Source organism: Methylobacterium sp. EM32, from assembly GCF_040593685.1.
In the GTDB taxonomy this organism is placed as follows: domain Bacteria; phylum Pseudomonadota; class Alphaproteobacteria; order Rhizobiales; family Beijerinckiaceae; genus Methylobacterium.
Genome location: NZ_JBEXZS010000091.1, coordinates 106,436 through 119,029 on the forward strand (window position 1 = coordinate 106,436; position 12,594 = coordinate 119,029).

Sequence of the window (12,594 nt, forward strand, 5' to 3'; positions counted from 1 at the left end):
AGCGTAAGGCGCGCAGCCGACTAATTTTGAAGATCCGCTCCCGAGGGGCAAGCACCCATTCCGGCCGCGATCGTCGAAGGTCTGGAACTGTCGGGATGCCGACGTGTGTTTTGCAACCATCGCACGGCTACCTTCTACCTCCTTCTATCAGCCAGCCGCAGCAGCTCGTAAGTCCGTAAAGGGTATGTTTTGGTACGCCACCTGTTCAAATGTGCGCTGAGCCGTGACGAAGACGAGCTCAAATGACATAAGATAATATTAACATCACAGACGCTGTCCATCAATACATAATAATTTTTTGATATAACTCGGATCACGACTCGTAGCTATAGCGTAGGAATTTTCTCGATTTCCCTCTTCATCGCACGAACGTCATACTCGCCATATCCATCCCCAACAGAGCGATGCGCGTGTCCAGTGCTCGCATCAGTCACATCGCCAGCAAGCCCATGATTCCGCGCAAGGGTTTTAAAGCGGTGCCGCCATGAGTGATTCGGGGCGAGGCGTGGATCGGTCAGGCCGAGCCCGCGTACCCATCGACCGAGGATCTTGGTGCCGTTGCCGCCGCGCTTGCCGAACTTGTCCGGCGGCAAATCTGGGAACAACGGCCCAGCCTTCTGGCGGCGTACAAAATCGAGGAAGCCGGCCGCGATGAGCGCGGAGTGCAGTGGCACCGTCCGCTCCGAGCCGACATTCTTCAGCGACCCGGCCTCGGCATCGAAGTGCATGACGGGGATTCCGTCGACCTCGCTGATATCCTGGACGCGAAGCTGGCATACCTCCGACAGCCGCGCACCCGAGTAGGCGCAGACGAGTGGCACCCACCGCTTCACGGGATCGCTCTCTGTGGCCGCCGCCTGCAGGATCTGGGCGGCCTCAGCGTCCTTGAAGCCACGCTTACCCTGACCCGGTTTCTGCTTGACGCTGATCGTGATCCGCTCGGCCGCATTGTCGGTGAGCCGGCGGTTGTCGACGCCCCATCGCAGAATCGCCCGAACGGGCGCCAAACGACTCTCGCGGATGGTTTTAGCGGCAAGCCCGGACCCGACGAGGCTGTTCTTCCAGGCGATCAGATCCTCACTCGTGACCCGGGCTGCGTCGCGATGCCCAAGAAATTCGGCGAGCTGCACCATCACGCGCTTCCAATCGTAAAGCGTCTTCTCGGCCGGTTTGCGCTCGGCGGCCCAGCCTTCCACGAGCTCATCGAACTCGACCTTCGAGGGCGAAGCCTTGGTGGCGGGCACAGAGGCTGCAGAGCGGGGTCGCACAGGCGGTGCTTCGTCACCCACATCGCCAAGCGCGAATCGCTCCAGGGTCAGGCTGGCGCGCTGGAGTGACGCCCCGACCGCCTTGGCGAGGGTGCGGCGACCGTCCTTGTCGACGACCAAGCCCTTCTTTTCGATGAGATGATCGGCCTGCTCGAAGCAGAGCACCTCCATCCCGTCCTCCCCGCGGTCGGCGTACTCGCCGTGGAGCACCTGATGAATCAGGTCCGGCCGACCCCACAGGCCGGCCCTCCTATTCCGCCACAGGCGCTCGAAGAGATCGGTCCGCCATGGGTTGCGGCTCGGATTGTCGCGGTGGAGGGCTATCCAGTCGTCGCGGACAGGGGAGGCGAGTTCGTGGGCCTCTCGCTCGCTCAGCGCCTTCGGGCCGGCCTCAAGCGCGGCCAGCCATTCATCAATTTCGTGGATCGCCTCGGGGTGCAGCCGGCGGGCTTCGTCGGGGTCCTTCGTCCCGAGGCTGACCATCACGGTCCACTTGCCGACCAGCGGGCGCAGGTGAGCTGGCACGCCCTTGCGAGCGTAGTAGACGCCGTTGTGGTGCTTCCAGGGACGGGCCATCGGCAGGGGCATTTGTACCACCCGTTTGTACCAAGCGGGCCGTACGAAACCGTTGCGGGACAGCAACTTACCGAAATGATTGAGCTTTTAGCAAGCCTGGCGGAGAGGGAGGGATTCGAACCCCCGATGGACTTGCGCCCATGCCGCATTTCGAGTGCGGTGCATTCAACCGCTCTGCCACCTCTCCGCGGCGGAACTCCCAATCAGAACAAGAAGCTGGCGTCGCCGCCGCTTTGTCCCTAAAGGTGTCCCTAACGGGCGTCCCTAGCCGGTGTCCCTACCGGGGCCGCTCGATGGCGTGCTTCTAGCGATACAAGGCTCCGATGTCCACCCCGAAACGTGCCCGAGGCGAACGCGACTACCTGAAGCTTCGTGGCAACCGTTGGTCGCTGCGATTCCAGTACCCGCCCGCCCTGCGGGAGAGCGCCTGCCTGTACTACGACCGCGAGGACTGGCCGAAGGAGGAGGAGCGGTCCCTCGGGACGAGCGATCGTCGCGAAGCCGAGGCGCTCGCCCAGCGGTACATCCTGCGCCACAAGGAGCTTCTCCTGTTTCACGCGGCGCGCACCGACGACGAGAAGTCGTGGGGCGAGTTCACGTCCGTCTGGCAGATGGAGCCGAACACGAAGAAGGTTCTCGCAGATGGAACGGTGTCGGTCGCGACGGAAGACACGATCATCCACATGCATCCGGACGGCCGGGTAACGCACGAACGGAACCGCCGACGAACCGTCATCCGGTTCGACGAGAACGCCGTCAGGAACGAGCCCGCCTTCCTCGAAGCGAAGAAGGCGAGGGAAGAGTTGCACAAGGTCGTCCGGAGGGACGTGGATGCCGAGATGTTGACGGCCTACGTCGAGGCCGCCGGGTTGAGCAAGGACGACCGCGCTCTGGCGGAACGCGGCCTCGTGCGCTTCAAGGAAGTCAACGGTGGCCGCACCATCGCGACCAGCGTCCGGTCCGACGTGACCAAGCTGATCGCGGCGGAGTTCGAGGCCCGCGGGCCGAACGGCGGCGAGCGCATCAAGAAGATGATCGCGTACCTCCGCGCGGCCGTGAACCACAACATCAGGAAGTCGGACGCCCCGCTGTACAAGGTCAACCTCTTCGAGGGGCACGACATCGCCACCAACGGCCTCCGCCGTCCGCCCTACAGCGAGGCCGATCTTCGCACCATCAAGGCGAATCGGTCCGCCTTCCGCGACGAGGAGTGGCTCCTCGTCACGTGGCACATCGCCTCGTCCGTTCGGCCAGTCGGCCTCGACAGCATCCGCAGCGACGAGATGACCGAGGAGGACGAGATCGACGCACACACGGGCGCGGTGGTCGCGCATCACGTGACGCGCTCGGTGATGATCGAGAGCGACAAGGACAACAAGCGGGGCGGAGCCGACTACGGCCAGCGACGGCTGCCCATCCCGCAAGCCGTTCTCGACGCCGTTAACTCGGAGGGCAAGCCGCTCCTTCCCCCGCGGATCGTCGGTCCGCTGTTCTCGACGCCGCTGGATCAGCTTCTCGTCGCCGTCAACTCGAAGCTGTTCGCGATCGGCGTCAACACGGAAGACGAGAGGGACGCGACGGGGCGGACGGTCAAGAAGGGCAAGAGCCTCTACAGCGGGCGGCACCGGGCGCGCGATCGGTTCCGGCAGATCAAGTGCGAAGAGGAGATGTCGAGGGCGATCATGGGTCACGCTCGCGGCCGGTCAGACAGCCATGGCTCCTACGGGCACGGCTTCACCATGTTCGCCATGAAGAAGGTGATCGACGGCATCCGATTCTGACGGGACCGAGAGCGCGCTCACCGTGTGGGGGATGTGAGGCCGCCCTGCGTCAGCGGCGCTTGCTGATGTTCATGGACATGTGGTCGCAGCAGCAGCCCTTGGTCTTCCCGTGCCGCATCGTCGTCGCGCTCGACTTCGCGCACATCGACATCCCCTTGCCGCCGCAGCAACCCGCGGCGAGCACCGGAGACAGGGAGGCGGCGACGAGCACGGTGGCGAGCAGAAGCGTCTTCATGATCGTGTCCCCATCGTCACGGACGAGCCCGTGACCTCCTTCACCAACGGGGTCGCCTCCCGCACGCGTCAACGCGCGCCTGGGAGGCAACCTCCGTGATCGGCCAGCACCTCGATGACGCGGCAGGTGCGCACCGTCTCCTGCTCGCAGCCGTCGATCATCGCCTGCACCTCTTCTCGTAGCGCGACGAGCCGGTCAATCTTCTCGTCGATCTCGCGCAGGTGGGCACGGGCGAGTTCGTCGGCGCTGGCGCACGGCGTCTCAGGGTGCGCCGCCAGGGCCAGTAGCTGACGCACGGCGTCTACCTCGAAGCCGAGGTCGCGGGCATGGCGGATGAAGCGAAGCCGCCGCACGTCGGCTGGGCCGTAGGTGCGACGGTTGCTCTCGGTCCGAGGAGGTGCCGGTAGCAGGCCGATCTCCTCGTAGAAGCGGATGGTGGGAACCTTCACGCCCGTCTCGCGCGACACGGCTCCGATCGACAGCGCCTTCATGGCGGAACCCGGTTGATCCTCTAGTGGCTAGAGCATGTAGGCTCGCCGCGTCATGAGTTGAAGGAGTTCTCCATGTCCGAGGCAGGCGTTGCAGCGGGACCCGCCCCGGCGGAGCCGGGAGACCCACGGTTCGCGTCAGCGGTACGGACCCGGTTCCACGTCGCCGGGATGGACTGCGGTAGCTGCGCCGCGAAGATCGACACCGCCGTCCGACGAATCGACGGGGTGAAGGACGTGAACGCGGCCATCGCCACGAGCACCCTCACCGTCGAGCATTCGGCAACGCTGCCCCTGACGCTGATCGAGCGGCAGGTGAAGGCGTTGGGCTACGGCATTCAGCGGGACGACGTGACGGCGGGCGAAGATGGACGCGCGCCCGATCGCGACGACGCGCGCGCGAGTAGCTCATGGTGGCGCGCGCCGAAGGTTCTGCTCGCGGCCTCGTGTGCCGCGGCGCTCGCCGTGGCCTACGTCGTCGCGGAGGCCGCACCCGGCGTTGGTCAGTGGGTCATGATCCCCGCGCTGGCGGTCGGTCTCGTTCCGATCGCGCGCCGCGCTGTCGCAGCGGCGCTCGCAGGCTCGCCGTTCACGATCGAGACCCTGATGTCCATCGCGGCGCTCGGCGCGGTGGCGATCGGTGCGACCTCGGAAGCCGCGACCGTCGTGCTCCTCTTCCTCGTCGGCGAGCTTCTCGAAGGCGTTGCGGCTGGTCGCGCACGTGCCAGCATCCGAGACTTGGCAAGGTTGGTGCCCAGGACGGCGTTGGAGGAGCAATCGGGCGGCGGCACGAAGGAAGTCGCGGCTGATGTCCTTCGCGTCGGGAGCACGATCTTGGTGCGACCCGGCGACCGCATCCCGGCGGACGGAGACGTGCTCTCGGGCGAAGGAGGTGTGGATGAAGCCCCCGTGACCGGCGAGAGCACCCCGAAGACGAAGGTGCCGGGCGACGCCGTGTTCGCCGGTACGGTGAACCTCGACGGTGCGTTGCGGGTGAAGGTCACGGCCGCCGCGGAGGACAACACGATCGCCCGTGTCGTTCGCCTCGTCGAGGAGGCGCAGGAGGCGAAGGCCCCCACCGAGCGCGTCATCGAGCGATTCGCGCGCTTCTACACGCCCGCGGTCATGATCGTCGCGCTTCTCGTCGCGGTGGTGCCGCCGCTCGTCTTTAGTGCATCGTGGAGCGAGTGGGTCTACAAGGGTCTCGCGACCCTCCTGATCGGCTGCCCGTGCGCCCTGGTGATCTCGACGCCAGCGGCTGTTGCGGCGGGGCTGTCAGCGGGTGCTCGGCGTGGGCTCCTCCTGAAGGGCGGTGCAGTCTTGGAGCAGGTGGGCCGGGTAACCGTCGCCGCCTTCGACAAGACCGGTACGCTCTCGGTGGGCAAGCCGAAGGTGACGGACGTGCTGTCGTTCGGACGCGGAGAGCGGGACGTGCTCTCGCTCTCGGCGGCCTTGGAGGAGGGCTCGGCCCACCCTCTGGCACGAGCGATCCTGGCGAAGGCGAAGGAGACGAACGTGCCGGTGCCACCGGCTGGGAAGATCACCGCCGTGGCGGGGAAGGGCGTGACCGGCATCGTCGGCGGCGTGCCTTTGTTCCTTGGGTCGCCGCAGGCGGCGTCTGGGCGGGCACCTCTGACCGGTGAACAAGTCCAGGCCGTCGAGACCCTGAACGCGGCCGGTGCTTCGGTCGCGGTTCTGGTAGCGGGCGACAAGGTCGCTGGGCTCATCGCGATGCGTGACGAGCCGCGGCCGGATGCTGCGGCTGGAATCGCGGCGCTGCGCCAGATGGGGATCACGTCGGTCATGCTGACCGGCGACAACGAGAGGGCGGCGCAGGCCGTCGCGACGACACTCGGCATCGAAGCTCGCGCCGAACTCCTGCCCGAGGACAAGCAGCGGGTCGTCCGCGAGCTTCAGGCCAGAGGCGAGGTCGTCGTGAAGGTGGGCGACGGCATCAACGATGCGCCGGGTCTTGCGGCAGCCGATGTCGGCATCGCGATGGGCGGGGGGACGGACGTGGCCTTGGAGACGGCGGACGCGGCGGTGCTGCATGGCCGCGTTCTTGATGTGGCACGCATGGTCGCTCTCTCGCGCAGAGTGATGGGGAACATCCGCGAGAACGTCGCCATCGCCCTTGGTCTCAAGGTGGTGTTCTTGTTCACGACGCTGGTCGGCGTCACCGGCCTCTGGCCCGCCATCCTGGCGGATACCGGAGCGACGGTGCTGGTGACGGCCAACGCCTTGCGGTTGCTCTCGGCGAAGGTGTAGGCGCGGCGTCAGCCGGGCCAGGGTCAGCGGCGCATGAAGGCCGATACCTTCACCGCGTCGTCGATCGCCTCGACCACAGACATGACCTCGCGCGCGGCCCCATCCGGCGCGAGAGCCGCGACAGCCGTGAGGCGGTCTCGAAGTTGGGCGACGACGCTGGTCGGCACCGTCGCATGTAGCCGGTCGTCGCCGATCAAGTCGTGGACGTAGGTCTTGCCCCTGCCCAGCCACGCGAGCGCATACTCGCGCTTGTTGCCGACGAGGCCGATGGCCTTCATTCGATGGTAGGTTGCAACCAAGCTCAACGCGTTCACGATCTACACCCCATTGACTAAATAGTGAAGGGAGATCGCCCCTGTGGTATAAGAGCGACTCCGATAGTATTGCTTAGAGAGATTGCTCATGAATCATAGTATCACGCGCATGACGCGCGCGGTAAGGTCCGATGTTGGATCGGGCTGGTGGGACGAATACTACATCGCCAACTGCATCGGCTCCCAATACGTGATCCGTAATTATTTAGCCCCGGGCGAATCGACTTCCTGGGAGCTTGCCGGTGTCACAGTCGTCGCCAAGAAGCGCAGCAACCGCACCGGGGTCCCGAAGGCGGCTGAGACGTGGACATACAACTTCTCGTGCGACGCGTTTCAAGTGACCGTTCGTTCGGTCTGGCACCGGGGGGACCTTCTCACCCCCCTCAAGACGCACACCCGCGTCGTCAAGGTGCTGCCCGACACGGAGGAGGCGCGGCAGTCGTACAACTCATGGCTCCGCGCGATCGCGGCGATCTGAGCGACGATCGTGAACACCGAGATGTGGCGGGAGGACGTGCGAGCGTCCTACCTGACGATGGCACGCGCCCCGCGCGATCGGCTGCGCTGGGTCACGCTGATCCTGGGCGTCAAGATCGTTCGGCTGTCCGACGACCCGTCTGTCGAGATCGCGCGCATGATCGACGAATTCCGGGATGAATGGCGGTCGTGCGCCATGCAGTCCGGCCGCATCAAGCGCGGCACGCGTTGGTCCGGTGTCGTCGAGGTCGATCTCGTGCATCCGAAGCTTCTCGGCGGCGCGGCCAAGCACGACCTGATCCACCACCTCGGCGGTGTCGAACCGGGCACCTTGGACCCACATCGAGATCGTGTGATCGTCGTTCACCTGCACGCCGTCGTGGACTTCAAGGGACACGACAAGCCCGACGAATTCGCGGCTGATGCTCGGCGTCGATGGCCGGGGCCGCGACGCGTACATCTCGCGCACATCTGGGACGGGTCAGTGGCCGAACAACTCGAACGGCTGGCCTCGTACAGCACCAAGCTGTCCAATCGATACGCGATGGCCTGGGAGGGCAAGCGGACGAAGTTCTACATGCCGCACGAGCCCGCATGGCGAGGGTGGATGACCTGTCTGCACGACCGTGTCGGCCTCGACAACATGGTCGTCGCCAGCGTCAAGTCAAGGGCGTCCCGGTGTCCCCTGTCGGACCCCAATCACAGAGGGGAATCCGGCCTCAAGGACGGGCCGCAGTTGATCTTGGAGGACGAGATCAAGAACGAGGAAGTTCTACTCGATGAACTCCAAGAACTACTGGACACCCAGAAGCCAGATCAACTCGACAACTCAACCTCAACTATCGGAGCATTCGATGAGACCATCTCACACGATGACCACGCCATACGCGGCCCAACGCAAACCATCCTCTCCGCCTTCCACTCGACGACGGCTTATGGAGGAGATCGCGGCCATCGAGACCGATCTCGCCACCCTGAAGGCGCTGATCCAGCGGGCGGCGACCGATCGGTTGGCCGAGGCCGAGACCACCGCGACCGGAACGGGAACGGTGAAGCCGCTGTCGCCCGATCAGGCGCGCAAGCGAGCGGATCGGGACCGCGATCGGCAGGAGCGGATCAGAGCGATCCAGACTTCGACGGCAACCCGAATCGCGAGCATCCGCAGCAAGATCGGGAGGTGAGCATCGGAGGATCGGGACTGTCCCTAGAGGTTGCCCCTACTGTCCCTAACGATCCCCGTAACACCTTGAGATCATTGGGTAGCACCGCGTTTCGAGTGCGGTGCATTCAACCGCTCTGCCACCTCTCCGCGGGCGCCGTCGCCAGCGCAGGCGGGGCATTAGCATGGGTTCTCGCCGGACCACAAGCGGGGATCGGCGAGAAACCGAGATTTCGCTCAGGCCCGAGATTTCGCTCAGGCGACGGAGCGGCTGCCCGCGAGGCTGATGCGGCGATGGCCGGGATAGCGGGTTTCGGGTGCGCGGGGCGCGGAGCGGGACTGGGCGAACAGTACCGCTCCCGCCGTCCCGGCCACCCGCACGAGATCGGTCTCGGTGCAGGCCGAGGCGACGCGCAGGCCGAGGGCGTGGAGGTGGCTCTTGCCGTACAGGTACGTCGCGAGGCGGGCCCGGGTCGCCGACGGGATGTCGGACAGGAGCGTCTCCACCGCCTCGGCATCGCCGCGATAGAGCGTGCCGAGTACGTCGAGCGAGACCGGGCAGTCGTCGGAAAAGGGCAGGCGGGCCTGCTGCGCGGGCATGGGATCCTCGGGATGATCGGGAATTGCCCCAAGGGTCGCTCAGCGTGCTTAACAGGAGGTTAAGCGAAGCCGGAAAATCCCCAGCATCCAAGTCGTCACGAGACCTGATGCACCGGGGCCACTGTCGTGCGGCCTGCCGGATCCCGCCGCCATGCCGCCGATCCCCTCGCCCCGCAATGCAGCCGATGCGGGGCGAGGGGGAAACCTGCGACATCCTCCCGCGGGAGACTATGGGCTGCTCGAAACCAGCGGCATGGAACCGTGATTACTTTCTCGCGTTAACCCGTCCCCGCGGAGGATGGGGGCCGTGGAGCCGGGTCATGAATGCCCAGCCCGGACAGCAGGAATCACGGGTGCGGGATCACGGGTGCTTGTGGATCGGGTCGACCCAGTAGACCGCCTCCGGCCGCTCCACGGGCTCGATGTCGGTGATGTTGACCACCACCGCCTCGTTGTCGGAGCGCACCAGCACGCATTCCAGCGCCTCGTCCGGCGAGGCGTTGATCTCCTGGTGGGGCACGTAGGGCGGCACGTAGATGAAGTCGCCCGGGCCCGCCTCGGCGACGAATTCGAGTTGCTCGCCCCAGCGCATCCGGGCGCGGCCGCGCACCACGTAGATCACGCTCTCGAGCGCCCCGTGATGGTGCACGCCGGTCTTGGCGTCGGGCTCGATCGCCACGGTGCCGGCCCAGATCTTCTGCGCCCCGACCCGGGCGTGGTTGATCGCCGCCTGGCGGAACATCCCGGGGGTCTGCGCCGTATTCGGGTCGAGCTTGTCGCCGGTGATCACCCGGACACCGTCGTGCTTCCAGCGCGGCGTGTCGTGAGCGTGGTCATGAGGGTGATCGTGGGCGTGATCATGCGCGTGGGGATGGGCGTGGTCGTGAGGCTCGTCCGACATCAAGGCTCTCCGGAGGGTCCAGGGGGCGCATCCTGCGCCACGCGGCGGCGGCGCGCCAGAGCATCCGCCGCGCGAGGCGTTTGTTTTATAGAACGGATGCCGGTCGTGCGCGAGGCGATGGCGCCGAAGCGAGCCGGGGCGCAAAGATTTTTTCGCCAATAAGCCGACAGGCAAAAGCTCCTTGTCTTTCGAGTTGTTCCATAAAAAGAACATTCTCGTTGACATTGGCGCCCGCCGGGCCGATCTTGTCCAGGCCTTCGGGGCCGTTCACGAGCCCCCGCCGCGGTGATTTGAGGCGATTGCGCCGCGAGACCAAACGCTAAAGCACCCCGGCGCGCGAACGCGGCGCCGGTGGGCCAACCCGGAGATCCACGCGATGCTGCTCAGCCGCATGCCCTTCGCCGGCCGCGCCGTTCCGGCTCATCCCGTCCTGTGTCGCCGCGGCGGACGCCGCCGCTAGGCGCGCGCCGTCCGCCCGGGCCGCCCGAGGCCGGCCCGACTCTTGCAAAGCTTCTTTCGCGACAGGCATTCCGCGGTGCGCCCTTCAGCGGCGACCGCGGCCGGAGATGTACGCCCATGCAGCCCGCCCGCATCGTCGAGGTCGGCGAGACCTCCGCCGGCATCGTCGTTCCCGAGACCGATGGTTTCCGCTTCTTCTCCGCCCATCCGGACTTCCACACCCTGGAGGGACGGGTGTTCCGCAGCCCGCGCCATGCCACCCGGGCGGCGCAGGACCTGCACGCCCGCCGGCGCGGCCGGCGCCTCGACGCCTGAGCCTGGCGAAGATCCAGAGAGGGCAGGGGCCGTCCCACCGGGGCGGCCCCGACGCAAGCGTCGCCCGGCCGGTCCTCAGCGGTTGCGGGCGAGCAGCAGGATCCAGCCGATCCCGATCGTCAGCACCAGGATGCCGATGGTGGCGAAGGCTGGGGTGCCGTGCTCCATCAGCCGCGGGGCGAGCTGGGTGGCGAAGGCCGCCACCACGAGGCCGACCGCGACCCGGGCCGCGGCGCGCTCGATGCCGCGGGTCAGCTTGTCCATGCCCTTGAGCTCGATCTCCACCGTGACCCGGCCCTGCTTGAGCCGCACCAGCATGAGGTGGATCAGCGTCGGCAGCTCGGAGGCCGCGCCGTAGAGGCCGGTCGCCAGGCCCTGGAACTTGCCCTTCACGTCCTTGACCGAGAACTGCGACCGCATGTGGCGGCTCACGGTCGGGCCGGCGGCCGCGAACAGGTCGAAGGCCGGGTCGAGCTGGCGCATCACGCCGTCGGCGGTGACCAGGCCCTTGAACAGGATCGCGAGGTCGGTCGGCATCGCGAGGTCGTTCTCGCGCGCCATGGTCATGAAATCGGTGAGAACGAGGCCGAGATTGAGCGTCGCGCCGTTGTGGCGGGTGACGAAGGCCTGTGAGGCGGCTTCCAGCCGGGTCAGATCCGGGTTGCTGGCGCCGGTCCAGTCGAGCAGCACCGCCATCAGCCCGTCGGCATCCTCCTGCAGCATCGCACCGATCAGCATCAGGAGCTGCGAGCGGCGGCGCTGCGACAGCCGCCCGACGATGCCGAAATCGATGAAGGCGATCCGGTTGCCGGGCATCGCCAGGAGGTTGCCCGGATGCGGGTCGGCGTGGAACAGGCCCTCGATCATCGCCATCTGCAGGAAGGCGTCGACCCCGCGCTGGGCCAGCACCTTGCGGTCGAGCCCGGCCTCCTCCAGGCGCCTGGTGTCCGTCGGCGGGATGCCGTGGATGAACTCCTGCACCAGCACCCGCTCGGAGGTGTATTCCCAGTAGACCTTCGGGAACACGACGTCGTCGCGGTCGGGAAACAGGGCCGCCAGCATCTCGCAGTTGCGGCCCTCATTGGCGAGGTCGAGCTCCTCGCGCAGGCCGTTGGCGATGTGGCGCATCTGCTCGGTCGGCCGGTAGCGGGCCATCTCGGGCCACTCGGTCTCGACGATGCGCGAGGCGTGCGACAGGAGCCGCAGGTCCGCCTCGATGATCTTCTGGAGCCCTGGGCGCCGGACCTTGACGATCACCTCCTCGCCGGTCTCGAGCCGGGCCCGGTAGACCTGGGCGATCGAGGCCGAAGCGATCGGGTTGGTGTCGAACTCGGAAAAAATCTCGGCGGGCGGGGCGCCGAGATCGGCCTCGAGCTGGGGCCGGATCACCTCCCAGGGCAGCGGCGCGACCTTGTCGTGCAGCTTGCCGAGCTCCTCGGTCCATTGCGGCGCCAGGAGGTCGGCGCGGCTCGCCAGCACCTGGCCGAGCTTGATGAAGGTCGGGCCCAAGGCCTCGATCGCCCGGCGCAGGCGCTCGGGCTGCGACAGGCGGGTGAGATCGACGGCGGGCGCGCTGCGCCAGGCGAGGCGCGGGATCGCCCGCAGGCCGAGCCGGTCGACGACCTTGTTGACCCCGAAGCCGATCAGGATGCCGGCGATTTCCTGGAGGCGCTGGCGGTCCCGCGCCGCGACGATGGCGGTTTTCAGCATCTGCGCGTCGAATCTGCTCGGCTGGCGTGGAGGGGAGCGCCGG

The 12,594-nt window shown here is 66.6% G+C and carries 13 protein-coding genes and 1 tRNA gene; 5 read left to right on the top strand and 9 right to left on the bottom strand.

Going from position 1 to position 12,594, the window contains the following annotated elements; genetic code table 11:
• Window positions 1–326: 326 nt before the first annotated feature.
• Together ABZT49_RS13765 and ABZT49_RS13770 are read right to left on the bottom strand one after the other, a co-directional pair.
• Entirely contained in the window at window positions 327–1,856 is a 1,530-nt protein-coding gene (locus ABZT49_RS13765) for a site-specific integrase (protein WP_355286606.1), read from the bottom strand.
• An 85-nt stretch (window positions 1,857–1,941) separates the two neighbouring features.
• Window positions 1,942–2,031 (bottom strand) — tRNA-Ser (locus tag ABZT49_RS13770).
• Between the two features lie 136 nt (window positions 2,032–2,167).
• Here ABZT49_RS13770 and ABZT49_RS13775 point away from each other — a divergent pair.
• Window positions 2,168–3,625: a hypothetical protein gene (locus ABZT49_RS13775; protein WP_355286607.1), complete on the top strand. Its 1,458-nt coding sequence runs from the start codon at window positions 2,168–2,170 to the stop codon at window positions 3,623–3,625.
• A 49-nt stretch (window positions 3,626–3,674) separates the two neighbouring features.
• Here ABZT49_RS13775 and ABZT49_RS13780 read toward each other — a convergent pair whose 3' ends face one another.
• A complete protein-coding gene (locus ABZT49_RS13780; protein WP_355286608.1) occupies window positions 3,675–3,860 on the bottom strand; it encodes a hypothetical protein in 186 nt (61 codons plus the stop codon).
• A gap of 68 nt (window positions 3,861–3,928) precedes the next feature.
• Complete coding sequence (locus tag ABZT49_RS13785; RefSeq protein ID WP_355286609.1) at window positions 3,929–4,351, bottom strand: helix-turn-helix domain-containing protein; 423 nt, start codon at window positions 4,349–4,351, stop codon at window positions 3,929–3,931.
• 72 nt (window positions 4,352–4,423) lie between these two features.
• On the opposite strand from ABZT49_RS13785, the gene ABZT49_RS13790 reads away from it, so the two are divergent.
• Window positions 4,424–6,616, top strand: a complete 2,193-nt coding sequence (locus tag ABZT49_RS13790; RefSeq protein ID WP_355286610.1) for a heavy metal translocating P-type ATPase — start codon at window positions 4,424–4,426, stop codon at window positions 6,614–6,616.
• A gap of 23 nt (window positions 6,617–6,639) precedes the next feature.
• Here the strand turns inward: ABZT49_RS13790 and ABZT49_RS13795 are convergent, their stop codons facing one another.
• Window positions 6,640–6,930, bottom strand: coding sequence for a hypothetical protein (locus tag ABZT49_RS13795; protein WP_355286611.1), 291 nt, complete (start codon window positions 6,928–6,930; stop codon window positions 6,640–6,642).
• A gap of 88 nt (window positions 6,931–7,018) precedes the next feature.
• Between ABZT49_RS13795 and ABZT49_RS13800 the strand changes: the two genes are divergently transcribed.
• A complete protein-coding gene (locus ABZT49_RS13800; protein WP_355286612.1) occupies window positions 7,019–7,408 on the top strand; it encodes a hypothetical protein in 390 nt (129 codons plus the stop codon).
• On the opposite strand, the gene ABZT49_RS13805 is transcribed toward ABZT49_RS13800, so the two are convergent.
• Window positions 7,379–7,876, bottom strand: a complete 498-nt coding sequence (locus ABZT49_RS13805; protein ID WP_355286613.1) for a hypothetical protein — start codon at window positions 7,874–7,876, stop codon at window positions 7,379–7,381. The two genes, ABZT49_RS13800 and ABZT49_RS13805, sit on opposite strands and share 30 nt — an antisense overlap.
• Window positions 7,877–8,342: 466 nt before the next feature.
• On the opposite strand from ABZT49_RS13805, the gene ABZT49_RS13810 reads away from it, so the two are divergent.
• On the top strand, window positions 8,343–8,588 hold the full coding sequence (locus tag ABZT49_RS13810) for a hypothetical protein (protein ID WP_355286614.1): 246 nt from the start codon (window positions 8,343–8,345) through the stop codon (window positions 8,586–8,588).
• 233 nt (window positions 8,589–8,821) lie between these two features.
• Here the strand turns inward: ABZT49_RS13810 and ABZT49_RS13815 are convergent, their stop codons facing one another.
• Entirely contained in the window at window positions 8,822–9,166 is a 345-nt protein-coding gene (locus ABZT49_RS13815) for a hypothetical protein (protein WP_355286615.1), read from the bottom strand.
• A gap of 361 nt (window positions 9,167–9,527) precedes the next feature.
• Window positions 9,528–10,067, bottom strand: coding sequence for a cupin domain-containing protein (locus ABZT49_RS13820; RefSeq protein ID WP_355286616.1), 540 nt, complete (start codon window positions 10,065–10,067; stop codon window positions 9,528–9,530).
• 576 nt (window positions 10,068–10,643) lie between these two features.
• Here ABZT49_RS13820 and ABZT49_RS13825 point away from each other — a divergent pair.
• On the top strand, window positions 10,644–10,841 hold the full coding sequence (locus ABZT49_RS13825) for a hypothetical protein (RefSeq protein WP_109971496.1): 198 nt from the start codon (window positions 10,644–10,646) through the stop codon (window positions 10,839–10,841).
• 75 nt (window positions 10,842–10,916) lie between these two features.
• Here ABZT49_RS13825 and ABZT49_RS13830 read toward each other — a convergent pair whose 3' ends face one another.
• Entirely contained in the window at window positions 10,917–12,551 is a 1,635-nt protein-coding gene (locus ABZT49_RS13830; protein WP_355286617.1) for an AarF/UbiB family protein, read from the bottom strand.
• Window positions 12,552–12,594 lie beyond the last annotated feature (43 nt).